General features: G+C 68.4%; 23 protein-coding genes. 8 read left to right on the top strand and 15 right to left on the bottom strand.

Features of this window, described 5'->3' with window-relative positions; translation table 11 throughout:
• The first annotated feature begins 4 nt into the window (after nt 1-4).
• The 6 genes from ddpX (at nt 5) to QMX82_RS05025 (ending at nt 6,159) form a co-directional block, all read left to right on the top strand.
• Nucleotides 5-580, top strand: coding sequence for a D-alanyl-D-alanine dipeptidase (ddpX, locus tag QMX82_RS05050; RefSeq protein ID WP_208694598.1), 576 nt, complete (start codon nt 5-7; stop codon nt 578-580).
• A gap of 106 nt (nt 581-686) precedes the next feature.
• Nucleotides 687-2,252, top strand: a complete 1,566-nt coding sequence (locus tag QMX82_RS05045) for an ABC transporter substrate-binding protein (RefSeq protein ID WP_208694597.1) — start codon at nt 687-689, stop codon at nt 2,250-2,252.
• A 48-nt stretch (nt 2,253-2,300) separates the two neighbouring features.
• Entirely contained in the window at nt 2,301-3,317 is a 1,017-nt protein-coding gene (locus QMX82_RS05040) for an ABC transporter permease (RefSeq protein ID WP_133859634.1), read from the top strand.
• Between the two features lies 1 nt (nt 3,318).
• Nucleotides 3,319-4,194: a D,D-dipeptide ABC transporter permease gene (gene ddpC / locus QMX82_RS05035; protein WP_208694596.1), complete on the top strand. Its 876-nt coding sequence runs from the start codon at nt 3,319-3,321 to the stop codon at nt 4,192-4,194.
• Between the two features lies 1 nt (nt 4,195).
• Complete coding sequence (locus tag QMX82_RS05030) at nt 4,196-5,179, top strand: ABC transporter ATP-binding protein (RefSeq protein WP_133859636.1); 984 nt, start codon at nt 4,196-4,198, stop codon at nt 5,177-5,179.
• A complete protein-coding gene (locus QMX82_RS05025; protein ID WP_208694595.1) occupies nt 5,176-6,159 on the top strand; it encodes an oligopeptide/dipeptide ABC transporter ATP-binding protein in 984 nt (327 codons plus the stop codon). The genes QMX82_RS05030 and QMX82_RS05025 overlap by 4 nt, the downstream gene beginning before the upstream one ends.
• Before the next feature lie 8 nt (nt 6,160-6,167).
• Here the strand turns inward: QMX82_RS05025 and QMX82_RS05020 are convergent, their stop codons facing one another.
• Nucleotides 6,168-6,617: a YcgN family cysteine cluster protein gene (locus QMX82_RS05020; RefSeq protein WP_058762427.1), complete on the bottom strand. Its 450-nt coding sequence runs from the start codon at nt 6,615-6,617 to the stop codon at nt 6,168-6,170.
• A gap of 137 nt (nt 6,618-6,754) precedes the next feature.
• Here QMX82_RS05020 and QMX82_RS05015 point away from each other — a divergent pair, with 137 nt between their 5' ends.
• Entirely contained in the window at nt 6,755-7,351 is a 597-nt protein-coding gene (locus tag QMX82_RS05015) for a nitroreductase family protein (RefSeq protein WP_133859638.1), read from the top strand.
• On the opposite strand, the gene QMX82_RS05010 is transcribed toward QMX82_RS05015, so the two are convergent.
• The 3 genes from QMX82_RS05010 to rnd are packed head-to-tail and all read right to left on the bottom strand — an operon-like array spanning nt 7,336 to nt 9,727.
• Complete coding sequence (locus QMX82_RS05010; RefSeq protein ID WP_208694594.1) at nt 7,336-8,277, bottom strand: D-2-hydroxyacid dehydrogenase; 942 nt, start codon at nt 8,275-8,277, stop codon at nt 7,336-7,338. The genes QMX82_RS05015 and QMX82_RS05010 overlap by 16 nt on opposite strands.
• On the bottom strand, nt 8,274-8,576 hold the full coding sequence (locus QMX82_RS05005; RefSeq protein WP_208694593.1) for a YcgL domain-containing protein: 303 nt from the start codon (nt 8,574-8,576) through the stop codon (nt 8,274-8,276). Before QMX82_RS05005 ends, QMX82_RS05010 begins: the two co-directional genes overlap by 4 nt.
• Nucleotides 8,573-9,727, bottom strand: coding sequence for a ribonuclease D (gene rnd / locus QMX82_RS05000; protein WP_208694592.1), 1,155 nt, complete (start codon nt 9,725-9,727; stop codon nt 8,573-8,575). The genes QMX82_RS05005 and rnd overlap by 4 nt, the downstream gene beginning before the upstream one ends.
• 284 nt (nt 9,728-10,011) lie before the next feature.
• Between rnd and QMX82_RS04995 the strand changes: the two genes are divergently transcribed.
• On the top strand, nt 10,012-11,316 hold the full coding sequence (locus QMX82_RS04995; protein WP_208694591.1) for an OmpP1/FadL family transporter: 1,305 nt from the start codon (nt 10,012-10,014) through the stop codon (nt 11,314-11,316).
• A 103-nt stretch (nt 11,317-11,419) separates the two neighbouring features.
• Here QMX82_RS04995 and QMX82_RS04990 read toward each other — a convergent pair whose 3' ends face one another.
• The 11 genes from QMX82_RS04990 to QMX82_RS04940 all read right to left on the bottom strand — a co-directional run.
• A complete protein-coding gene (locus tag QMX82_RS04990; RefSeq protein WP_282281406.1) occupies nt 11,420-13,573 on the bottom strand; it encodes a putative bifunctional diguanylate cyclase/phosphodiesterase in 2,154 nt (717 codons plus the stop codon).
• Nucleotides 13,574-13,732: 159 nt separating this feature from the next.
• A complete protein-coding gene (locus QMX82_RS04985) occupies nt 13,733-14,464 on the bottom strand; it encodes an adenosylcobinamide-GDP ribazoletransferase (protein ID WP_208694589.1) in 732 nt (243 codons plus the stop codon).
• Complete coding sequence (locus QMX82_RS04980; protein ID WP_208694588.1) at nt 14,464-15,015, bottom strand: histidine phosphatase family protein; 552 nt, start codon at nt 15,013-15,015, stop codon at nt 14,464-14,466. The genes QMX82_RS04985 and QMX82_RS04980 overlap by 1 nt, the downstream gene beginning before the upstream one ends.
• Entirely contained in the window at nt 15,008-16,066 is a 1,059-nt protein-coding gene (gene cobT / locus QMX82_RS04975; protein ID WP_133859646.1) for a nicotinate-nucleotide--dimethylbenzimidazole phosphoribosyltransferase, read from the bottom strand. Before cobT ends, QMX82_RS04980 begins: the two co-directional genes overlap by 8 nt.
• Nucleotides 16,063-16,584 carry a bifunctional adenosylcobinamide kinase/adenosylcobinamide-phosphate guanylyltransferase gene (gene cobU, locus QMX82_RS04970; RefSeq protein ID WP_208694587.1) on the bottom strand — a complete coding sequence of 174 codons (522 nt, stop codon included), beginning with the start codon at nt 16,582-16,584 and terminating at the stop codon, nt 16,063-16,065. The genes cobT and cobU overlap by 4 nt, the downstream gene beginning before the upstream one ends.
• Nucleotides 16,585-18,036, bottom strand: a complete 1,452-nt coding sequence (locus tag QMX82_RS04965) for a cobyric acid synthase (RefSeq protein WP_208694586.1) — start codon at nt 18,034-18,036, stop codon at nt 16,585-16,587.
• The gene (gene cobD / locus QMX82_RS04960; RefSeq protein ID WP_208694585.1) at nt 18,033-19,022 is read right to left on the bottom strand and encodes a threonine-phosphate decarboxylase CobD; all 990 of its coding nucleotides are present in this window, start codon (nt 19,020-19,022) and stop codon (nt 18,033-18,035) included. Before cobD ends, QMX82_RS04965 begins: the two co-directional genes overlap by 4 nt.
• Nucleotides 19,015-19,923 carry an adenosylcobinamide-phosphate synthase CbiB gene (gene cbiB, locus QMX82_RS04955; RefSeq protein ID WP_208694584.1) on the bottom strand — a complete coding sequence of 303 codons (909 nt, stop codon included), beginning with the start codon at nt 19,921-19,923 and terminating at the stop codon, nt 19,015-19,017. Before cbiB ends, cobD begins: the two co-directional genes overlap by 8 nt.
• On the bottom strand, nt 19,920-20,570 hold the full coding sequence (bluB, locus tag QMX82_RS04950; protein ID WP_208694583.1) for a 5,6-dimethylbenzimidazole synthase: 651 nt from the start codon (nt 20,568-20,570) through the stop codon (nt 19,920-19,922). The genes cbiB and bluB overlap by 4 nt, the downstream gene beginning before the upstream one ends.
• Complete coding sequence (locus tag QMX82_RS04945) at nt 20,567-21,865, bottom strand: cobyrinate a,c-diamide synthase (RefSeq protein WP_208694582.1); 1,299 nt, start codon at nt 21,863-21,865, stop codon at nt 20,567-20,569. Before QMX82_RS04945 ends, bluB begins: the two co-directional genes overlap by 4 nt.
• The coding region (locus QMX82_RS04940) for a cob(I)yrinic acid a,c-diamide adenosyltransferase (RefSeq protein WP_282281405.1) at nt 21,859-22,063 on the bottom strand (205 nt) is incomplete at its 5' end. The genes QMX82_RS04940 and QMX82_RS04945, both read right to left, overlap by 7 nt.

Here is a 22,063-nt window from a genome sequence, read left to right as displayed (position 1 = left end):
TACCGTGAACCATCCAGAACTCGTCGAGATCGACGCCGACCACTACGGCGTAGCCATCCACCTGGTCTACGCGACCGCCGACAACCTGGCCGGCAAGGTGCTCTACCAGGACGCCCACTGCCTGCTGCACCGGGATGCCGCCGGCCGCCTGCAACGCGCCAGCGCGCTGGCGCAACAGGCCGGTCTGCGTCTGCGGGTACTGGATGCCTACCGCCCGCCCTATGCCCAGCAACTGCTGTGGCGGGTACTGCCCGACGCCCAGTACGTGAGCGATCCGGCGCAGGGTTCGCACCACAGCCGCGGCGTGGCCGTGGACGTGACCCTGCTCGACGAGGCCGGTGAACCGCTGGACATGGGTACCGGCTTCGACGACATGCGCGAGCTGTCGCACCTGTTCAATCCGGCGCTGCCCGCCGCCGCCCAGCGCAACCGCCTGCTGCTGCTGGGCATCATGCAGAGCGCCGGCTTCACCTTCATCCCCAGCGAGTGGTGGCACTTCGAACTGCCCGACGCCCGTCGCTATGCGCTGATCGACTACCACCATCTCAGTCAGGAGGAGCTCGCCGCCCTGCTGAACTGATCCTGCCGGCGACCGGGTCATTCGAATCCGGCGCCGCGAGCCCTTCGCTCGACCGCCTTGCCCACTGCCGAAACACCCATAAACCCAAACAATCCGAGGTACCGGCATGTTCTCGTCTTCGCGCACCCACGTTTCATCGGCGTCCCGAGTGCTCGCCCTGGTTTCCCTGCTGGGCCTCGGCGCCTGGCAACCGGCCAGCGCCGCCACCGCGACCGACACCCTGGTCATCGGCAAGCCTGCGGATCTGCAGACCGTCGATCCGGGCGTGACCTTCGACAACAACGACTGGACCGTGACCTACCCGGCCTACCAGCGCCTGATGCGCTACAAGGTGGAAGACGGCAAGGGCAGCACCGACGTCGAGGGCGACCTGGCCAGCGGCTGGACCGTCTCCCCCGACAACCTGGTGTGGACCTTCACCCTCAAGCCCGGCAACAAGTTCGACGATGGCAGCGAGGTCACCGCCGAGGCGGTCAAGTTCTCCGTCGAGCGTCTGATGAAGCTCAAGCAGGGCCCGTCCAGCATCTTCCCGGCGGACATGACGGTGACCGTGGTGGATCCGCAGACGATCAGATTCACCCTGCAGAAGCCCTTCGCGCCCTTCCTCTTCGCCCTGGCCCACGACGGCGCCAGCGTGATCAACCCCAAGGTGGCCAGCACCCACGGCAAGGACGTGGACGCCTGGCTGGCCGGCCATACCGCCGGCTCCGGCGCCTATCGCCTGGCCGCCTGGCAGAAGGGCCAGTCGCTGACCCTGGAGCCCAACCCGCACTACGCCGGCCAGGCCCCCACGCTCAAGCAGGTGGTGATCCGCATCATCGCCGAGCCTTCGGTACGGCGCCTGCAACTGGAACAGGGCGATCTGGACATCATCGAGGACCTGCCCGAAGACCAGGTCAAGGCGCTGGCGCAGAAGTCCGGCTTCGTCACCACCGCCTACCCCTCGCTGCGGGTGACCTACCTCTACCTCAACAACAGGCGCGCCCCCCTGAACGACGTCAACGCGCGCAAGGCCGTGGTCGACTCCCTCGACTACCAGGGCATCGTCGAAGGCATCGCCATGGGCAAGGCCAAGCTCATGAACGGCCCGATCCCGGACGGCATGTGGGGCCATGATCCAAGCCTGCCAATGCCCAGGCAGGACCTGGAAGCCGCCCAGGCCGCTCTGGGCAAGGCGCCCAAGGTGCGGGAGCTGCAATTCCTCTACTCGGACAAGGATCCGGCATGGGAGCCGATCGGCCTGACCCTGCAGGCCGGCCTGGGCACCCTGGGCGTCAACCTGAAGATGGAGAAGCTGGCCAACGCCACCTTCCGCGAACGCCTGGGCAAGGGTGACTTCGACGTCGCCATCGGCAACTGGAGTCCGGACTTTGCCGACCCCTACATGTTCATGAACTTCTGGTTCGACAGCACCAATGCGGGATTGGCGGGCAACCGTGCCTTCTACAGCAATCCCAAGGTGGACCAGCTGCTGCGCGACGCCGCCAGCGTCAGCGACGTGGCCCAGCGCAAGGCGCTGTACCAGGAGGCCCAGAAGATCGTGGTGGGCGACGCCGCCTACGCCTACCTCTACCAGAAGGCCTACACGGTGCCGATGCGCGCCGCGGTCAAGGGGTACGTGTTCAACCCCATGCTCGAACAGGTCTTCGATTTCGCTGCGATGTCCAAGTAAGGGCGACGGGTGCCGGCGCGCTCCGGCACCCGCCTCGCGAGGTATGCCATGGCCTTCTTCCATCTGCTGCGCAAGCAGCTGACCGATATCCTCATCGTGGTGATCGGGGTGTCCCTGATCACCTTCGTCATCTCCCACCTGATCCCGGGCGATCCGGCGCGGCTGATCGCCGGCGAGCGTGCCAGCGATGAAATCGTCGCCGGCATCCGTCAGCAGCTGGGCCTGGACCTGCCGCTCTACCAGCAATACTTCCGCTACATGGGGGACCTGCTGCAGGGCGACCTGGGCCAGTCGATCCGCACCCATCGCCCGGTGTTGGAAGACTTGCAGCTGTTCTTTCCGGCCACCCTGGAGCTGGCCCTGGCCGCGCTGTTACTGTCGATCCTCATTGGCGTGCCCCTGGGCGTGCTCTCGGCGGTCTACAACAACCGTTGGATCGATCACATCAGCCGTACCCTGGCGGTGGCCGGCATCTCCACCCCGGCCTTCTGGCTGGGCCTGGGGCTGATCGTGCTGTTCTACGGGCACCTCGGCTGGCTGCCCGGCGGCGGGCGCCTGGACCAGGGGCTGACGCCACCGCCAGCGGTGACCGGCTTCTATCTGATCGATACCCTGCTGGCGGGCGATCTCACCGGCTTCGTCAGCGCGGCCAGGCACCTGTTGCTGCCGGCGGTGACCCTGGCCTTCGTCAACCTGGGCGTCATCACCCGGCAGATCCGCGGCGCCATGCTCGAACAGCTGGGCGAGGACTATATCCGCACCGCCCGCGCCTATGGCCTGTCGCAGACCACCGTGGTGCTGCGCCATGCGCTGCCCAATGCGCTGATTCCCTCCATCACGGTGATCGGCCTGGCGCTCGGCGACCTGCTCTATGGCGCGGTGCTCACCGAAACCGTGTTCGCCTGGCCGGGCATGGGCGCCTATGTGGTCAAGTCGATCCAGGCGCTGGATTTCCCGGCGGTCATGGGCTTCGCCATCGTGGTGTCCTTCATCTACGTCCTGCTCAACCGCTTCATCGACCTGCTCTACCGGCTGGTCGATCCCCGCATCGGCAAGGTGAACTAGCATGACGACCCTGACCGCTGCGCGCCCCCGCTGGCGCGAGCAGACCGCCTGGCTGGCCTGGCGCATCCGCCGCAATCCGCTGATGCTCACGGGGCTGGTGATCACCCTGCTGGTGCTGCTGTGCATGGTCGCCGCGCCCTGGCTCGCGCCCTATCAGCCCAACGCGCTGAAACTCACCGCCCGCCTGCAGGCGCCCAGCGCCCTGCACTGGTTCGGCACCGACGAGGTGGGTCGCGACCTGCTGAGCCGGGTGATCTACGGCAGCCGCCAGTCGGTGGGCGTCGGCCTGTTCGTGGCCTTTGCCGCCTGCGCCAGCGGCGGCCTGCTCGGCTGCCTGTCGGGCATCGTCGGCGGCGCCTTCGACCGCCTGATGATGCGCCTGATGGACATCATCCTCTCGGTGCCTTCGCTGGTGCTGATCATGGCCCTGGCCGCCGCCCTCGGGCCGAGTCTGTTCAACGCCATGCTGGCCATCACCCTGGTGCGCATTCCCTTCTATGTGCGCCTGGCGCGCGGCCAGACCCTGAGCATCCGCCAGCTGGCCTACGTCCAGGCAGCGCGCACCTTCGGCGCCGGCAAATGGCACCTGGTGCACTGGCACGTGGCCCGCAACGCCATGCCGCCGCTGCTGGTGCAATTCAGCCTGGACATCGGCAACGCCATCCTCATGGCCTCGGCGCTGGGCTTCATCGGCCTGGGCGCCCAGCCGCCCACCGCGGAATGGGGCGTGATGGTCGCCAGCGGCCGCAATTTCATCCTCGACCAGTGGTGGTACTCGACCTTCCCGGGCCTGGCGATCCTGGTTACCGCCATCGGTTTCAACCTGCTGGGCGATGGCATCCGCGATCTGCTCGATCCTCGCCAAAAGGGCAAATGACATGGGCCAGCCCGTTCTGCACATCGACCAGTTGAATCTGGAGTTCCCCGGCTTTCGCAGCAGCGCCAAGGCGCTCAACGGCGTCAGCCTGAGTGTGGCCCCCGGCGAGATCGTCGGCGTGGTGGGCGAGTCCGGTTCGGGCAAGTCGGTCACCGCCATGCTCACCCTCGGCCTGTTGCCCCCCGGCAGCTACCGGGTCACCGGCGGCAGCGTCAACCTGGTAGGCCACGACATGCTCGCCTTGAGCGAGCGTCAGCTGATGGAGGTGCGCGGCCGCGAGGCGGCGATGATCTTCCAGGAGCCGATGACCGCGCTCAATCCGACGCGGCGCATCGGTCGCCAGCTGCTGGACGTGATTCGCCGCCATACCGCGCTGGATGCCGCCCAGGCCCGCGCCAAGGCGATCGAGCTGCTCAAGGACATGCACATCGCCGATCCCGAGCAAATCCTCGAACGCTATCCCTTCGAGCTGTCCGGCGGCATGCGCCAGCGCATCATGATCGCCCTGGCCTTCTCCTGCGATCCGCAGCTGCTGATCGCCGATGAGCCGACCACCGCGCTGGACGTCACGGTGCAGCGCCAGGTGCTGCTCCTGCTGCGCGAAAAGGCGCGGGCCCGGGGCACCGCCATCCTGCTGATCACCCATGACATGGCCCTGGTCGCGCAATTCTGCGATCGCGTCTATGTGATGTACGCCGGCGGCATCGTCGAACAGGGGGCTACCGCGGCGGTCATGCAGGCACCCCGACATCCCTATACCCAGGGCCTGATGGCCTGCCTGCCGGAAAAGGCGGTGCCGGGCAGCGACCTGGCCAGCATCCCCGGCCAGGTGCCCAACCTGACCCAGCTGCCTGGCGGCTGCAGCTTCAAGGATCGTTGCAGTCGGCGCCATGAGCGCTGCGAGACGCGCCCCGCGCTGCTGCCGACGGACACCCCCGATCACCTGAGCGCCTGCTGGCTGCAGGCGGAGGACGCCCCGGCATGAACACCCTTGCTCCGCCTGCCGTACCGCTGCTGGAACTCAGCGGCGTCGAGGTGCGTTATCCGGTGGGCCGCGACTGGCTCGGGCGCATCAAGGGCCAGGCCCATGCCCTCAACGGCATCGACCTGCGGCTCTTTCCCGGTGAGACCCTGGGCGTGCTCGGTGAATCCGGCTGCGGCAAGAGCACCCTGGCCCAGGTCCTGATGGGACTGGTGGAGCCGGTGGGCGGCACCCTCACCGGCGCCGCCCGTGGCGAGCGCAATATCCAGATCGTCTTCCAGGACCCCCAGTCCTCGCTGGATCCGCGCCTGCCGGTGTGGAAGCTGATCACCGAGCCGCTGGTGGTACGGGGTCGCAGCTCCACCGCCGCCCTGCGCGCCCTCGCCGAGCGCCTGGCGGTGCAGGTCGGTATCCGTCCCGAATACCTGGATCGCTACCCGCACCAGTTTTCCGGTGGTCAGCGTCAGCGCATCGCCATCGCCCGGGCGCTGTCGTCGGACCCGGACGTCATCATTCTCGACGAGCCCACCTCGGCCCTGGACATCTCGGTACAGGCGCAGATCCTCAACCTGCTGGCCCAGCTGCAACGCGAACGCGGCCTGACCTTCGTGCTGATCTCCCACAACGTCTCGGTGGTGCGCCACCTGGCTGATCGCGTGGCGGTGATGTACCTGGGGCAGATCGTCGAGCTAGGGGCGGCGGCAGAGGTGCTGGAGCAACCCAGCCATCCCTATACCCGGCTGTTGCTGGAAGCGGTGCCGCGGCTGGACCAGCCGCTCACCGGCGATGCTGCGGCGCAGCGCACCGAGTTGCCGGGCAACCGGGTGCTGCCGACGGGCTGTTTCTTTCGGGATCGCTGTCCGCAGGCGGGCGCCGGTTGCGAGCGACCTCAGGTACTGCTGCCAGGCACCTTGGCGGAGGTACGCTGCCATCGCGCGGCGGACCTGGCCGTACCGCGGCGGGCCAGCCCCGCGGTGGTCTGAAGCTGTTATCAGCCCGCGCGGAAGATCAGATAGTCTTCCCAGTCGTCTTCGGCGACCTGGGTCTCGCTGAGCATGCGGCCGGACTGGGAGATGCCGGCCTTGTGCACCGCCTCGCGGTCGTCGCAGATCAGCGGGTGCCACTCCGGCAGATCCTTGCCTTCGGCCACCAGGCGATAGCCGCAGGTGGGCGGCAGCCAGGCGAACTGGTCGGCCTGGGCCGGCGTGAGCTGGATGCAGTCGGGGACGAAGCGGGTGCGCTCGGCGTAACGGCTGCACTGGCAGGTCTTGAGATCCAGGAGCTTGCAGGCGATGCGCGTGTAGTAGACGGCGCCGTCGTCCTCGTCTTCGAGTTTCTGCAGGCAGCACAGGCCACAGCCGTCGCACAGCGACTCCCATTCCTGGGCATCGAGCTGATCGAGGGTCTTGCGCTTCCAGAACGGCTGGGTGATGGCGGCCATGGCAGAGATCGTGGCAAGGAAAGGGGGCGCGCAGTCTAGTGCCGCACGCCGCGAGCGCCAAGCACCGTTCGCGCCCTTGTCGACTCCGACCGACCGGATTACCGTGCCGGACTCCCCTTTCCTCCCGTGGTGAAGCCATGACCAGCAGCAGCCGTACGCCCCAGTATCCCGTCGATTCCCAGTTCGTCCAGCGCTGGTCGCCCCGCGCCTTCGACCCGGTCGCCATCGAGGAGGAGACACTGCTCGGCTTCATCGAGGCCGCGCGCTGGGCGCCGTCAGCCTTCAACGCCCAGCCCTGGCGCTTCCTCTATGCACGACGCGACGACGCCCACTGGGCGCTGTTCCTGTCGCTGATCAGTGAATTCAACCGCGGCTGGGCGCAGCACGCCTCGGCGCTGGTGATCATCCTGTCGAAGACCACCCTGCTGCGCGCCAGCAGTGGCGAGGAAGTCCCCTTCCCCAGTCACAGCTTCGATGCCGGTGCGGCCTGGGCCTACCTGGCGCTGCAGGCGACCAACGCCGGCTGGCACGCCCACGGCATGGCCGGGATCGATCGCGAAGGTATCCAGCGTGAGTTGAAGGTGCCGGCAGCGTTCAAGGTCGAGCTGGCGGTGGCCATCGGCAAGCTGGGCGACAAGGCCAGCCTGCCGGAGTCCCTGCAGGGGCGCGAGTTGCCCAGTCCGCGCCTGACCGTCGAAGAGCTGGCGGTGGCCGGCCCCTATACCTTCGACTGAGCGGCCAGGTCGACGGCGCCGCGCAGGGGCTGCCCCTGTTGCAGGCGCTGGAGATTGTCGAGAAACAACCGGACCGCCGCCGCCGGCGGCGTAGGTCCGGCGACATGGGCGGTGAGGTGCAGGTTGGGTGTCTGCCAGAAGGGATGCTCGGCCGGCAACGGCTCCTGACGGAACACGTCCAGCACCGCCCCGGCCAGCTGCCCGCTCTCCAACGCGGCGATCAGCTCGGCGTCCACCACGCTGGTGCCGCGTCCGGCATTGATGAACAAGGCACCCGCAGGCAAGGCGGCGAAGAAGTCCGCATCGTAGAGATCCCGGGTGCTGCCGCTGTCCGGCAACAGATTGACCACGAAGTCCGCATCCCGCGCCGCCTGGCGCAGTTCCGCGAGCGTCACCACCCGGGCAAAGCCAGGCAAGGTTCGTGCACTGCGGGCGACGCCGGTGAGGATCATGCCGAACGGCGCGAACAGGCGGGCGATGTCCTGGCCGATGTCCCCTGCCCCGACCAGCAACAGCCGCCGCCCGGCCAGGGTGCCAGGCGCCCGGGTATCCCAGCGTCCTTCCTGCTGACTGAGCTGCCGCCCAGCCACCTGGCGCTCAAACTGCAGCAGATAGGTCAGGACGTATTCGCCGATGCTCTGGCCGAACAAGCCCACCGCCCTGCTGAAGCGATAGTCGCAGGGCAGATCCGCCGCCAGCAGCGGTGCGTAGCCGGCCCAGGTCGATTGCAGCCAGAGCGGCTTGACGCCCTGGCGCAACAGGGCCGCGGCGCGATCGGGCTGGCCGAGCCAGTAGCACGGCTGCTGCGCCAGACGCACGGCCTCGACCGGGTCCGCCGGTACCTGCAGGTCCAGCTCCGGCGCCCACTGGCGCCAGGCAGCGGCATAGCCGGTCGGCGCGTCTTCCAGCAGCAGGACGGCGGTCATAGCGGATCGTTGAGCCGCAGCAGTTCTTCAGGCAGGTGCTCAAGGTAGTCATCGCGCTCCAGCTCCGGCGGCGGCATCTGCAGGTGATAGCCCTGCTTGGCGATGTTCTCGAGGACCTTGGCAATGTCTTCCCGGACCAGCTTGCGCTCCGGGGTCAGCACGAATTCGAAGGCCAGCGCCGGCGGGCCGAAGGCTGCGAGCAGCCCCTCGGGGACGGGTTTCAGGCCCTTGAGCTTGTCGACATAGAGGTACATTTCCGGCTTGCGCGGACTGCGGTAGATGGAGCAGAGCAGTTTCATGGGGTGTCTTCCAGGGGCGCCGGCGGGGTGCGTTGCGCCTGCAGGTGAGCGAGAAGGGCCTGGCCGAAGCGCTCGCGACGCCAGCCGCGCAGATTCGCCGGCAACTGGTAGTCGCCATCGGGCCAGCCGGTGAGCAGCAGGGCTTCGAGCACCTTCTTGCGCAACATCAGTTCCGGCGCCATGCCCAGGGCCTCGGCATCCCGTTCGCCAATGGCGCGCAAGGCCTTGAGCAGCGGCGACGCCTCGTGGGGCAAGGGTTCGGCCTGCAGCGCCGGCCATTGCTCAGCCGGGGTGGCGGCGCCTTCGGCGATCAGTTCCAGCAGGGTATCGCCGTCCTGGCGCACGGTGCGCGGGTGCATGTCGTCGATGCGCGCCAGGGCCTGCTTGTCGGTGGGCTGGAAACGCGCCAGCGGCCACAACGAGCGTTCGCGCAGGACATGGTTGCGCGGCTGGTCGCGCTCGCGGGCCTTGACCTCGCGCCAGTGGCAGAGCACCCGCAGCACCGCCAGTTGCTGGCGCGACAGGCGCCAGGCCAGCTTGACGTCGCGATAGGCTTCCCAGGGATCGCTGATGCGGCGCAGATTGGCCACCAGCTCAGCGCCATCCTCCAGCAGCCAGGCACGCCGCTGGTCATCCAGGCGCGCGTCGAGATAGAGATAGACGTCGACCAGATAGGTCACGTCGGCCGCCGCGTAACGTTCCTGCAACGGCGTCAGCGGCCGTTGCAGCCAGTCGGAGCGGGTCTCGTCCTTGGGGATGTCGATCTTGAGCACTTCGCCGACCAGCCGCGAGTAACCCATGGAATGGGCCAGCCCCAGATAGGCCGCCGCCAGCTGGGTGTCGTACAGCGGCTGCGGCAGGCTGCCGGTCAGGCGCAACAACACTTCCAGGTCTTCGCTGCACGCGTGCAGCACCTTGACCACCGCCGGGTCCTCCAGCAGCGCGGCGAAGGGTGTCCAGTCACCGATACACAGGGGATCGACTAGGTAGGCCTGTTGACCGTCGCCGATCTGAATCAGGCCGGCCTTGGGATAGAAGGTGTCGACCCGCATGAATTCGGTGTCGAGGGCGATGAAGGGCAGGGTCTGGCACCGCGCGCAGAGGGCGGCCAGCGCCGCGTCGTCGCGGATCCAGTGAGGGGCAGAAGTCAAGGGCGCACTCCGAACAGATGAGCCGACAGTATAAGCCACCCGGGCCGGTTCTTCGGTGCCGCTTGACGCTCCCGTCACGCACCGGGAAGCGTGGCATTCAGCGGCTTTCCAGGCGGGTTCGTCGGATGAACGCCTGATGACCGCCCCGAACCAAACGTGACCGAATAGTTTTTTTTGTATTCGCAAGCCGGGCCTGCTAAAAGCTGAGTGTGCGCAGGTACTCACTCGGACTTGGGAATCCGCGGAGGTAAGCGCTTCTCGCCTTTCAATGGAGCTGCAAGAGCATGAAAACAATAAAACTGACCCTACTTGCATTGGCCGTTTCGAGCGCTTCCGGCTATGCCCTGGCGAACGGTCTGGCTATCAACGAACAGAGTGTCAGCGGGATGGGTACCTCCTTCGCCGGACGCTCTTCCTCCGCGCAGGACGCTTCCACCGTTTATGGCAACCCGGCCGGCATGTCGCGCCTGGGCCGCGAGGTGTCCCTCGGTGGCGCCTACATCCACGCCAAGATCGACATCAAGGACGCCAGTGGCCGCTACGCCAACGGCCAGGCCGTCCAGGGCAGCAACGACGGCGACATGGTGCCCAACTCGGTGGTGCCCTTCGGCTACTTCGTGACGCCGGTGGATGACCGCCTGCACTTCGGCCTGGGTGTGTACGTCCCCTATGCGCTGATCAGCAACTACGAGCACGCCTTCCAGGGTCGCTACCAGGGTCAGGCGAGCAAGGTGGAAGTCATCACCATCCAGCCCACCGTCAGCTACAAGATCACCGACAAGGTTTCCATCGGCTTCGGTCCGACCATCAACCGCATCGAAGGCAAGCTCAACAGCAACGTCAACTTCGGCAGCACCCAGGATGGCCAGGTCAAGATCGATGGCGACGATACCGCCTATGGTTTCAACGTCGGCCTGCTCGCGGACCTGACCGATGACCTGACCTTCGGCCTGACCTACCACTCCAAGGTCACCTACAAGCTCAAGGGCAATACCGAGGTCACGGGTGCCAACAGCCAGGTCAGTCCGATCACCAACGCCCTGGTCAGCCGGCTCAACGGCAAGTATGACGCCAGCCTCAACATCACCCTGCCGGAAAGCAGCGATGCCTCCTTCACCTATCGGCTGAACAACGATTGGACGATGTACGCCGGGGCCACCTGGACCCGCTGGAGTCGCCTCAAGTCGATCGACGTGGAGAACGAGGGCACCCCCACCCTGCCGGTGCTGGGTTCGCCCCTGGCAACCGTGACGGAAGAACTCAACTGGAAGGACACCTGGTCCTACGCCATCGGCGCGGCCTATCAGCTGAATCCCCAGTGGGTGCTGCGCGCGGGCATGGCCATCGACCCGTCCCCGACCGACAACGGCGACCGCAACGTGCGCATCCCGGTGGGCGATCGCAAGACCTTCTCGGTGGGCGCAGGCTGGTCGCCGACCAAGGACATGACCATCGATGTGGCCTATGCCTACCTCTGGGAAGACGACGTGTCGATCAATCGCCCCGCCACCTCCACCAAGGCCGGCTACAGCGCCAAGTACGACAACAGCGCCCACGGTCTGGGCGCCCAGTTGACCTACCGCTTCTAAGCGTCAGGGTCCGCTAGCGAAGCCGCCGTCAGGCGGCTTCGTGCTTTCCGGGACCGGGATCGCGCATCAGCCATCCGCGGCGGCGAACAGCCCCGATCCTGATCTACGCTCTGAGCCCCCAGTAGCCCTGCTCCTGCTCCGCGTACCAGCGCTGGAAGTCGTCCAGCGACAGGGCGCCGGCCACCAGCTGGCCCTGGATCTGGTCGCAGCCCAGCTCGGTGAGGACCTGCAGGGCCTGGCGGGTCTCCACGCCTTCGGCCACCACCCGCAGCCCGCGCAACTGGCCGAGCTGGACCAGCAGCCTGATCACCTCCTGATCGCCGGGCAGCTGGCAGTGCTCGATGAATTGCCGATCGATCTTCAGCTCGTCGATGGGAAAGCTGCTCAGGCAGGCGAGCGAGGAATGTCCGGCGCCGAAGTCGTCCAGCGACAGCTCGAAGCCCATGGCCTTGAGCTGGCGCAGGCAGTCGAGCACCTGTACCGGATTGCTCATGGCCCGGGACTCGGTGATCTCCAGGCAGAAGCCGGCGGCGACGGCGCCGGTCTCGTCCAGCAGCCGGCCGATGCGGGCGATGAAGGCCGGGTGCTCTAGGTCCAGCAGTGACAGATTGACGTTGAGCTTGAGGGCGCCCAGCTGCCGCTCGCGCTGCAGGCGCATGCAGCGCTCCAGCACCCAGAGGGTGATGTCGCAGATCTTGCGACTCTGTTCGGCGATGCCGACGAAGGCGTCCGGCTTGAGCAGCCCCAGTTCCGGATGCTGCCAGCGGATCAGGACCTCGGCGCCTTCCACGCGGCCGTCGGGTAGCGCGATCTTGGGTTGCAGATAGAGACGCAGCTGATCGTGGTCCACGGCCAGGTCGAGGGCGTCGAGCATGGCGATGCCCAGCTGCCGCTGACGTTCCTGGTCCGGATCGTGGAAGGCGAAGGGCAGCTGGCGCCGGCGCGCATCCTGCAGCGCGGTCTCGGCGTTGGCCAGCAGGGCCTCGGCGCTAGCGCCATGTTCGGGGTAGCAGGCGATACCGAAGGTGATGCGCAGCGACACCCGCTGGTTGCCGCTGACGAAGGGTTTTTCCACCAGGTTGCGCAGCGACAGCAGCGCCGCCTCCGCCGAGGCGTCGTCGAACCAGGGCAGCAGCAGGACGAAGGTGTCGGCGCCGATCCGCGCCACGCCATTCTCTTCCGGCGCCGCGACCCTCAGCCGACGCGCGAGGTGGCGCAGGATCTTGTCGCCACCTTCCTGGCCGAGCAGTTCGTTGATGTTGCGGAAGTTGGCCACGTCCAGCAGCAGCACGGCGAAGCGCCCGGCCGCGGCATGCTCGATGCGCTGGCGAATCTCCAGGACCAGCCGCACCTGGTTGGGCAGCCGGGTGAGCATGTCGCGAAACGCCAGCTGGCTGATGCGCCGCTCGCGCGCGGCCAGGGCGGCGCCCATCTGATTCATGGCGCGACCGAGCCGGCCGACCGGATCGCGGCCTTCCTTGAGACCCAGCTGATAGTCGCCATCGGCGATGCGTTCGGTGGCCTGACCCAGACGGAGCAGATAGCGATTGAGTGCGCCTGCCAAGATCCGGCTGACCAGAGCGCCCATCGCGAAGATGATCGCCCCTATGAGCAGCGAATCCAGCAGAGCCGACTGCTCCGCCGCCGCTATTCCTTCCATGAACATGTCCGCCCCTATGACGACTGCTTGCCCGTTCTGTCCTGGAATGGCCAGGAACAGGGAACGGAAACTGCCAAAGTTATCCTGGTATTCCGCGAAACGCGGTTGATGATCGGCAAACACCGCTGCGAGTTCCGGGGGTGCCTGCTCGTAGAGCTGTCGATAATCGCCAAAATAGCCAACGCGGATTTCCTCCTCGTTGGCCGAATCCATGATGAAGCGAAAGCCCGAGCCCTCCTTGACGAAGGCATAGAGCGAGGCCAGCCCGGCCTTGCGGGCATAGCGATCCAGGGTGATCAGGGTTCGCTGGTAGCGGTCGGGATCGGCCTGAGCCGGATCCTGCAATTGGGCGAGATAGTCCTCGCCAAGAATTTCCGGCAGCGCCAGGGCCGCGCTCATCAAGCGATAGTCGATGCTCTGGCTGCTGGCTTCGCGCGCCTGGTGATAGCTGTGCAGAGTGAACAGCAGGGTGCCCAGGGCATCCACCAGGATGAACGCCAGAAAGAACTTGGCGAACAGGCTGCGTGGCTTGAGGCGGAGCCGCGACGCTGGGGCGACTTCCCGGGGCGAGGCGACGCTGTGAGGCGCATCGAGCATTGGGGCTCCTTGTCCAACTGACGACGACTCCCCCTGGACCCGCTCGTGCCGAAGCGGTTTCGCTGGACGCGCAACCAGGCGCCTTCTTAACGGTTTAACCGACGTCGTTCAAGGACCACGGTCGCAAAATCCCGGGTGCCTCACGCTTGGGCCGATTTTTCAGCCCAGCGTCAGGGCCAGCGCGACCAATACCCCGGTCTCGGTGAATTCCAGCAGGGCTCCGGCGGTATCGCCGGTGGTACCGCCGAGACGCTGGCGCAGGGCGCGTCGCACCAGCAGCGCGACCCCGGCGGTGACCAGCAGTGCGGTCCAGCCCTGGGGCAGCAGGAGGATGGCTAGCGCACCCAGCAGCAGCACTCGAGTCAAGGTTGTCCGGGGCAGGTGGCGACTGAGCAGATCGCCCAGACCGCCAGGGCGTACATAGGGGGTGGTCAGCAACAGCCAGGGCAGCGCCAGGCGACCGGCCAGGGGCGCCAGCCACAGACAGCCCGGCGCGTGCGGCAGGAGCACCACCAGGGCGCTCCACTTGAGCAGCAGGGTCAGCAGCAGCGCCAGCACGCCCATGGGGCCACAGGCCGGATCCTTCATGATGGCGAGGGTCCGCTCGCGATCGCCATAGCCGCCGATCCAGGCATCCACGGTGTCGGCCAGGCCATCCAGATGCAGGCCGCCGGTGAGGATCACCCAGCCGGCCAGCACCAGGGCCGCCTGCAGGAAGACGCCGCCCGCGGCGCCCAGCCAGGCGATCAGACTGAGGAGCGCACCCAGCAGCAGGCCGACCGCCGGATACCAGAGCACCGAGCGGCCGACGGCCTCGGCGGGCGGCAGGCCGGGCAGCCGGACCGGCAGGCGGGTCAGAAACTGCACGGCGATCAGCAGGGGTAGCGGCATCAGCCTTCCTCCAGCGCCAGTGGCTGCAGGGTCGCGTAGGGCGCCTCGACCTGCAGCAAATCCTTGGCTGCCAGACCCCGCTGGCGGGCCAGCAGCAGGCGGATGACGCCGCCATGGGTGACGATCAGACTGCGCCGGCCCTGCACCCGGGGCCGCCAGCGCGTCACCGCCCCCAGGACCCGTTCGGCGAAGGCCGCCACGGGCTCGCCCTCGGGCGGGGTATAGGCATAGGGATCGGCCCAGAACCGGCCCAGGGCTTCCGCCTGGTCCTGCATGAGCTCCGCGGCGCTACGGCCTTCCCAGGCGCCGAAATCCAGTTCGCGCAGATCCGCTTCCAGCACCAGCTCGGCGCCCTGCTCCGCCGCCAGCCACTCGGCGAAGCGCGCGCAGCGCTGTTGCGGCGACGTCAGGATCAGCTCGAAAGGCGGCTGCGTGGCGACGGCGGCGCGCAACTGCGCCCAGCCCTGCTCCGCCAGCGGCGGATCGAGGCGTCCGCGAAAGCCTTCGGGGCCCTTGGTGACGCCATGGCGCAGCAGCCAGCAGTCAGTCATGGGCGCGGCTGGAGACACTGGCTTCGGCAAAAGTCGCCATCTCGCTGTGCAGGCGGCAGGACAGTTGCAGCAGCGGCACGGCCAGCGCCGCACCGCTGCCTTCGCCCAGGCGCAGGCCGAGGTCCAGCAGCGGCTCGCCGCCCAGCGCCAGCAGCACCGCGGCATGGCCGGGCTCGGCGCCGCAGTGGGCGAACAGCAGCCAGTCGCGGGTAGCGGGTTGCAGGCGCTGGGCGCAGAGCGCTGCCACCGAGCAGATGAAGCCGTCGATCAGGGTCGGCAGGCCCTGCTGGGCACAGGCCAGATAGGCACCGGTCAGGGCGGCCAGCTCGAAGCCGCCCAGGCGGCGCAGCAGCTCGTAGGGATCGTCCAGGGCGTCGCCATGGCGCAGCAGGGCGCGCTGGATGACCGCCACCTTGCGCGCCACCCCATCGGCGTCCAGGCCGGTACCGGGCCCGGCCAGGGCCAGCGGCGAGGTATCCAGCAGCACGCTGGCAATGGCGCTGGCGGCGGTGGTGTTGCCGATGCCCATCTCGCCGCCGATGAACAGATCGGCACCCCCGGCGCAGGCGCGCAGGACGGCGTCGCGCCCGGCTTGCAGCGCGGCCTGGCACTGCTCATGGGTCATGGCCGGGGTCAGGGTGAAGTTGGCGGTACCGCGCCCCAGCGGCAGGTCGATGATCCCGGGCAGGGCTTCCAGCGGCGTGACGGTACCCAGGTTGATGACTTCCAGGGCGGCGTCCAGTTGCCGGGCGAGCACGCTGATGGCGGCTCCGCCACGCACGAAGTTGCGCACCATCTCGGCGGTCACGGACTGCGGATAGGCCGAGACGCCCTCTTCCACCACCCCATGATCACCGGCGAAGACGGCGATGGCGGTCCGCTGCAGCAGTGGCCGCGGCGTGCCCTGCAGGGCCGCCAGCTGGATGGCCAGCACTTCCAGATCGCCGAGCGAACCGCTCGGCTTGGTCAATACCGCCTGCCGCTGGCGCGCGGCTTCGGCGGCGGCGGTATCGGGTTGGCGGCAGGGTCCTTGCCACCAGGGCATGCTCATAGCGGGATTCCTTTGAGGGTCAGGGGGAGACCGGCGACGGTCAGCACCACGCGCTCGCAGCGCGCGGCCAGGGCCTGGTGCAACTCGCCGGCGGCATCGACATAGCGGCGCGTCAGCTCGCCCAGCGGGACGACGCCCAGACCGGTTTCGTTGCTGACGAAGATGAGGTGGCCGGGCAACAGCGGCACGACGTCGAGCAGCTCCGCGCAGGCACTGTCGAGGCGCCGGGGATCGTCGCGCAAGAGCAGATTGGTCAGCCAGAGGGTCAGGCAATCCACCAGCAGGCAGGCATCCGGCGCCGCCAAAGCCTCCAGGCGTTCGGCCAGCGCCAGGGGTTCTTCCACCAGCGCCCAGTGCGCCGGCCGGCGGGCGGCATGGCGTTCGATGCGGCGGGCCAGCTCGACGTCGCTGCCGCCGGCGGTGGCGATATAGGTGACGGCAAGGCCGGATTCGGCAGCCAGGCGCTCGGCCAGGGCGCTCTTGCCGGAGCGAGCGCCACCGAGGATGAATTCGCGCATCTAGAGCTCGCAGAGGGCGCGCAGGCGCCCGGTGTCCAAATGGTGTTCGACCAGATCGGCCAGACGCTCCAGATCGCGCTCGCGCAGGGCGTGGTAGTCCAGCTGCCGAGGTTCGGCGAGACCCGCCCAACGGAGCAGGGCGACGCTGGCGGCGGGCGATTCGAACAGGCCATGCAGGTAGGTGCCCAGCACCTGGCCGTCGTCGCTGAGGCTGCCATCCACGCGGCCATCGGCGAAGCGCAGCACCGGCCGCTCCAGGGCCGGGCCCTGGCTGACACCGGCATGGATCTCGTAGCCGGCCACCTCGGCGTCGCCATCGCTCAGCCAGCCGTGCACGTTGCGCAGCTGCTTTTCCGCCGCCAATTCGGTGGTCATGGCCAGGAGGCCCAGACCGGCGCTGTCACCCGGCGCGCCTTCCAGCCCGAGCGGATCGGCGATCCGCTCGCCGAGCATCTGGAAGCCACCACAGATGCCCAGCACCCGCCCGCCGTATCTCAGGTGGCGAGTGATGGCCGCGTCCCAGCCCTGGGCGTGCAGAAAGGCCAGGTCGCTGCGCACGCTCTTGGAGCCGCCGAGGATGATCAGGTCGGCGGCGGGCAGCTCCTCGCCCTGACGGACGAACAGCAACTCCACCTGGGGATGCAGGCGCAGGGGATCGAAATCGGTGTGGTTGCTCAATCGCGGCAGCACCGGCACCGCCACCCGCAGGCGCGGTCCCTGCTTGACGACCTGGCCGGTGGCCAGGCGATCCTCGGCTTCCAGATGCAGGTCGTGCAGATAGGGCAGCACGCCGAGCACCGGCTTGCCGGTACGGGCCTCGAGCCAGTCCAGCCCGGGTTGCAGCAGCGCCAGGTCACCGCGGAAGCGGTTGATGATGAAGCCGGCAACGCGCGCCTGCTCGCTGGGTTCGAGCAGGTCGAGGGTGCCGACCAGATGGGCGAAGACGCCGCCCCGGTCGATGTCGGCCACCAGCAGCACCGGGCAGTCCACCGCCTCGGCGAAGCCCATGTTGGCGATGTCGCCCTGGCGCAGGTTGATCTCGGCCGGCGAACCGGCGCCTTCCACCAGCACCACCTGATAGCCCGCCGAGAGGCGGGCATGGGAAGCCAGCACCGCCTCCCGCGCCACCGGCTTGTAGGCGTGATAGGCCTTGGCATCCATGCTGGTGACGGCGCGACCGTGGATGATCACCTGGGCGCCGACATCGGTGTTGGGCTTGAGCAGCACCGGATTCATGTCGGTATGGGGTACCAGGCCACAGGCCTGGGCCTGGACCGCCTGGGCCCGGCCGATCTCGCCGCCATCGGCGGTCACGGCGCTGTTGAGCGCCATGTTCTGCGGCTTGAAGGGCACCACGGCCACGCCCTGGCGATAGAACCAGCGGCACAGGGCGGCCACCAGGGTGCTCTTGCCGGCGTCGGAGGTGGTGCCCTGCACCATCAGCGTACTCATAGGGGACTCCGGTAGCTGCCGAGGCCCTGGTCCAGGCGCTGCCAGCCGGACTCGTCGCCGGGCAGGCCGAATCTCAGGGCGCCAAGGGCGGGAAACAGGCGGGTTAGGATGGCCTGGCGGGCCAGGTGTTCGTGCAGCTCCGCGACATCCGCGCGCTGCAGCAATTGAAAGAGGGCGCAGCCACCGCTGGCCGCGAGGGCGTGCCGGGCCAGCAACGCCGCCAGGCGCTCACCGGCCTTGAGCAGCGCCTCGCGCTGACGCTGCTGGCCCGGCTGATCGGCCAGCAGTTGCCGGGCGAGATGACGACTGGGGCCGTTCACCGTCCAGGGACCCAGTTGCTCGTCCAGCTGCGCCAGCAGGCTCGGCGCCGCCAGCACGAAGCCCAGGCGCATCCCGGCCAGTCCGAAGAACTTGCCAAAGGAGCGCAACACGATCAGCCCGGGCAGATCGCTGAAGGGTGCAAGACTCGCTGCCGGGGTGGGATCCATGAAGGCCTCGTCCACCACCAGCCAGCCACCGCGGCGCTCGAGGCGGGCGTGCCAGTCCAGCAGCCGGGCCGGCGACAGGCGTTCGCCCGTGGGATTGTTGGGATTGACCACCACCACCACGTCCAGCTGGTCGAGGTCGGTCGCTATCCGGGCTTCGCCCCACTCCAGCACCTCGTGCCCGGCGCGACGCCAGGCCAGGGCGTGTTCGGCGTAACAGGGCGCGAGTACCGCGACCCGCGCGGGTGCGCGCAGGGTTGGCAGCGCCTGGATGGCAGCCTGGGAGCCGGCCACCGGCAGCAGCGCGCTGGCCCGGTAACAGGCACCGGCAGCCTCCACCAGGCCGTCATCGGGCTCCGGCAGCCGGGCCCAGGCGCTGGCCGGAATCTCCGGCAGCGGCCAGGGCCAGGGGGCCAGACCGGTGGACAGGTCCAGCCAGTCGCCCAGGGGAATGTCGTAGCTGCGCGCCGCGCGCCGCAGTCGACCGCCGTGCTCAAGCAAGCAGCAGTCCTCCCAGGGCGATCAGCGCGGTCCACAACCAGGCACCACGGCGCACCAGTTTCAGCGCGCGGGTGATGGCCAGGAAGGTCGGCGCCGGTCCACGGCCCAGCAGCGGACGCTCGTGCCATTCGCCGTGGTAGCGAGCCGGGCCGCCCAGGCTCACGCCCAGGGCGCCGGCACCGGCCGCCATCACCGGACCGGCGTTGGGGCTGTCCCACAGCGGTGCCTGGGTGCGCCAGCTTTCGATGGCGCTCCAGAAGCGGCCAAGGCCGGCATAGGTCAGGGCTACCAGGCGCGCAGGGATGTAATTGAGGACATCGTCCAGCCGCGCCGCGGCCCAGCCAAAGCGCTCCAGGCGCGGCGTGCGATAGCCCCACATGGCGTCCAGGGTATTGGCCAGGCGATAGAGCACCACGCCCGGGGCACCCAGCAGGGCGAACCAGAACAGCGCGGCGAAGACGGCATCGCTGCCATTCTCCAGCACCGATTCGGTGGCGGCGCGGGCCACGGCGGTCTCGTCCAGTTCGCTGGTCTCACGACTGACCAGGTAGCCGACCCGCCGCCGTGCCTCGGGCAGATTGTTGCGTTGCAGGGCGCGCGCCACCGGCTCGGCGTGCTCGCCAAGGCTGCGCAGTCCCACGGCCAGATACAGCGCCAGGGGCTGGATGATCCAGGCCAGCCAGTCGAGCTGGCAGAGCAAGGCGGTGAGCAGCACCCAGGGCAGCACGGCGAGACTCCAGGCCATCACGCCATGGCTGCGCCAGCCGCGGCCACCGGGATTGAAGCGGGCTTCGAGGCTGTCGGCCAGGCGCCCGAACAGCACCAGGGGGTGGGCGCGGCGGGGTTCGCCGAACAGCAGGTCGAGCAGCATGCCGCTGACGACCGCGAAGGCCAGCATCATGGTTTCCGGCCCCAGCGATTCTCGAAGACCAGCTCCTCCAGCGGCCGCCCCTGGCGCCAGCCCTCCTCTTCCAGCATCGGGCGCGGATAGAAGGCTTCCACCGGTCCCAGGCAGAGGATGGCCGCCGGCTGCGCGCCTTCCGGCATCTCCAGCAGGCTGCGCACGGCTTCCGGCTCGAACAGCGACACCCAGCCCATGCCCAGGCCTTCGCAGCGCGCCGCCAGCCAGAGATTCTGGATGGCGCAGGACAGCGAGGCGAGGTCCATCTCCGGCAGGGTACGGCGGCCGAAGACATGGGCTTCGCGGCCGTCCATGAGCGCGGCCACCAGCACCTCGGCGCAATCGAGGATGCCCTGCACCTTGAGCTTCATGAAGTCGTCGCTGCGCTCGCCGAGGGCGTCGGCGGTGGCGCAGCGCTCTTCTTCCACCAGCTCGTGCAGGCGCTGGCGCAAGGCCGGATCGCTGATGCGCAGGAAGCGCCAGGGCTGCATCAGCCCAACGCTGGGCGCCTGGTGGGCGGCACCGAGCAGGCGGGCCAGTTGCTCGGGGGGCACCTCGCCACCGCAGAAGTGGCGCATGTCGCGGCGCTCGGCGATGGCTCGGTAGACGGCGGCTTGTTCGGCGGGGGTATAGGGGGTCGTGGTCACGGCTTGAGCATCGCGGCGGCCGCGGCGGGTGCCGACGGCATGTAGAAGTGAATATAGCTGGCGGTGAGGCGACCGTCGCGGTAGACCGCCTCGGCCACCGCCTTGCCGTTGGGGCACAGCCCGCGCGCCCAGGGCACCTCGGGTGACTCCAGGGCCGAGTGGTGATAGGTGTGGCCACGCAGGGTGCCCTGCTCGAACTCCACCGACTGCAAGGCCAGGGCGGTGAGGCGCGCCTGCATCCGCGCGCTGCCCGGCAGCAGTCCGAGCAGGCTGGCGGATTCGCCGGCCTTGTCGGTCAGTTCGTCGAGCAGATAGAGCATGCCGCCGCACTCGGCGAGGATCGGCTTGCCGGCCGCATGGTGGGCGCGGATGGCCGCGCGCATGCCCAGGTTGTTGGACAGCGTCTGCAGGTGCAGCTCGGGATAGCCTCCAGGCAGATAGAGGCTGTCCACCGCCGGCAGCGCCGTGTCGGTGAGCACGGAAAAGAACTGCAGCTCGGCGCCCAGGGCGCGTAGCAGATCGAGATTGGCCTGGTAGATGAAGGCCAGCGCCGCATCCCGGGCCACGCCGATCCGCACCCCCGCCAGCAGCGGCTCGACAGCGGTCGGCGGCGGTGCGGCAAAGGCCACCGGCGGCGGCACTTCGAGGGTGGAACTGGCGCCCAGGGCATCGGCCGCCAGGTCGAGACGACGATCCAGGTCGGTGACCTCGTCGGCCTGGATCAGCCCCAGGTGACGACTGGGCAACTCGATGCCGGCATCGCGCGGCAGGCTGCCAAAGAAGGTCATGCCCGCCGGCAGGCTGCCGCGGATCAGCTGCGTCTGCCGTGGACTGCCACTGCGATTGGCCAGCACCCCGGCGAAAGGCAGGCCCGGCCGGTAGTGGGCCAGGCCATAGGCCAGGGCGCCAAAGGTCTGCGCCAGGCCGGCGGCGTCGATCACTGCCAGCACCGGTACGCCAAAGCGCTCGGCCAGGTCGGCCGCCGAGGGCTGGCCGTCGAACAGGCCCATGACGCCTTCGATAAGGATGAGATCGGCCTCCCCCGCCGCGTCCCACAGCAGGCGCCGGCTCTCGGCCTCGCCGATCATCCACAGATCGAGCTGGTAGACGGGTGCGCCGCTGGCGCGGGCGAGAATCATCGGATCGAGAAAGTCCGGACCGCACTTGAACACCCGTACCCGCCGCCCCTGGCGGGCGTGCAACCGGGCCAGGGCGGCGGTGACGCTGGTCTTGCCCTGACCGGAGGCCGGGGCGGCGATCAGCAGCGCCGGGCAATGCCGCGTCTCGCCTACCATTCGATACCCTGCTGGGCGCGGACGCCGGCCTGGAAAGCATGCTTGACCAGACTCATGTCGGTCACGGTATCGGCGGCCTCGACCAGCGCCGGCGGCGCACCGCGCCCGGTCACCACCACGTGCTGGTGCGCCGGGCGCCCGGCCAGATAGGCCAGCACCTGGTAGACGTCCAGATAGACGTGGTTGAAGGCGATGTTT

This window comes from Pseudomonas sp. PS02302, assembly GCF_029959585.1.
Classification (GTDB): Bacteria; Pseudomonadota; Gammaproteobacteria; order Pseudomonadales; family Pseudomonadaceae; genus Chryseomonas; species Chryseomonas aestiva.
Note: the sequence above shows the minus strand (reverse complement) of the source record. Positions and strands in the feature narration are given on the sequence as shown.

Coding starts and splice junctions, on each gene's coding strand:
- QMX82_RS05045 (WP_208694597.1), top strand. CDS start 687: ATGTTCTCGTCTTCGCGCACCCACGTTTCATCGGCGTCCCGAGTGCTC.
- QMX82_RS05040 (WP_133859634.1), top strand. CDS start 2,301: ATGGCCTTCTTCCATCTGCTGCGCAAGCAGCTGACCGATATCCTCATC.
- ddpC (WP_208694596.1), top strand. CDS start 3,319: ATGACGACCCTGACCGCTGCGCGCCCCCGCTGGCGCGAGCAGACCGCC.
- QMX82_RS05030 (WP_133859636.1), top strand. CDS start 4,196: ATGGGCCAGCCCGTTCTGCACATCGACCAGTTGAATCTGGAGTTCCCC.
- QMX82_RS05025 (WP_208694595.1), top strand. CDS start 5,176: ATGAACACCCTTGCTCCGCCTGCCGTACCGCTGCTGGAACTCAGCGGC.
- QMX82_RS05020 (WP_058762427.1), bottom strand. CDS start 6,617: ATGGCCGCCATCACCCAGCCGTTCTGGAAGCGCAAGACCCTCGATCAG.
- QMX82_RS05015 (WP_133859638.1), top strand. CDS start 6,755: ATGACCAGCAGCAGCCGTACGCCCCAGTATCCCGTCGATTCCCAGTTC.
- QMX82_RS05010 (WP_208694594.1), bottom strand. CDS start 8,277: ATGACCGCCGTCCTGCTGCTGGAAGACGCGCCGACCGGCTATGCCGCT.
- QMX82_RS05005 (WP_208694593.1), bottom strand. CDS start 8,576: ATGAAACTGCTCTGCTCCATCTACCGCAGTCCGCGCAAGCCGGAAATG.
- QMX82_RS04995 (WP_208694591.1), top strand. CDS start 10,012: ATGAAAACAATAAAACTGACCCTACTTGCATTGGCCGTTTCGAGCGCT.
- QMX82_RS04990 (WP_282281406.1), bottom strand. CDS start 13,573: ATGCTCGATGCGCCTCACAGCGTCGCCTCGCCCCGGGAAGTCGCCCCA.
- QMX82_RS04985 (WP_208694589.1), bottom strand. CDS start 14,464: ATGCCGCTACCCCTGCTGATCGCCGTGCAGTTTCTGACCCGCCTGCCG.
- QMX82_RS04980 (WP_208694588.1), bottom strand. CDS start 15,015: ATGACTGACTGCTGGCTGCTGCGCCATGGCGTCACCAAGGGCCCCGAA.
- cobT (WP_133859646.1), bottom strand. CDS start 16,066: ATGAGCATGCCCTGGTGGCAAGGACCCTGCCGCCAACCCGATACCGCC.
- cobU (WP_208694587.1), bottom strand. CDS start 16,584: ATGCGCGAATTCATCCTCGGTGGCGCTCGCTCCGGCAAGAGCGCCCTG.
- QMX82_RS04965 (WP_208694586.1), bottom strand. CDS start 18,036: ATGAGTACGCTGATGGTGCAGGGCACCACCTCCGACGCCGGCAAGAGC.
- cbiB (WP_208694584.1), bottom strand. CDS start 19,923: ATGATGCTGGCCTTCGCGGTCGTCAGCGGCATGCTGCTCGACCTGCTG.
- QMX82_RS04945 (WP_208694582.1), bottom strand. CDS start 21,865: ATGGTAGGCGAGACGCGGCATTGCCCGGCGCTGCTGATCGCCGCCCCG.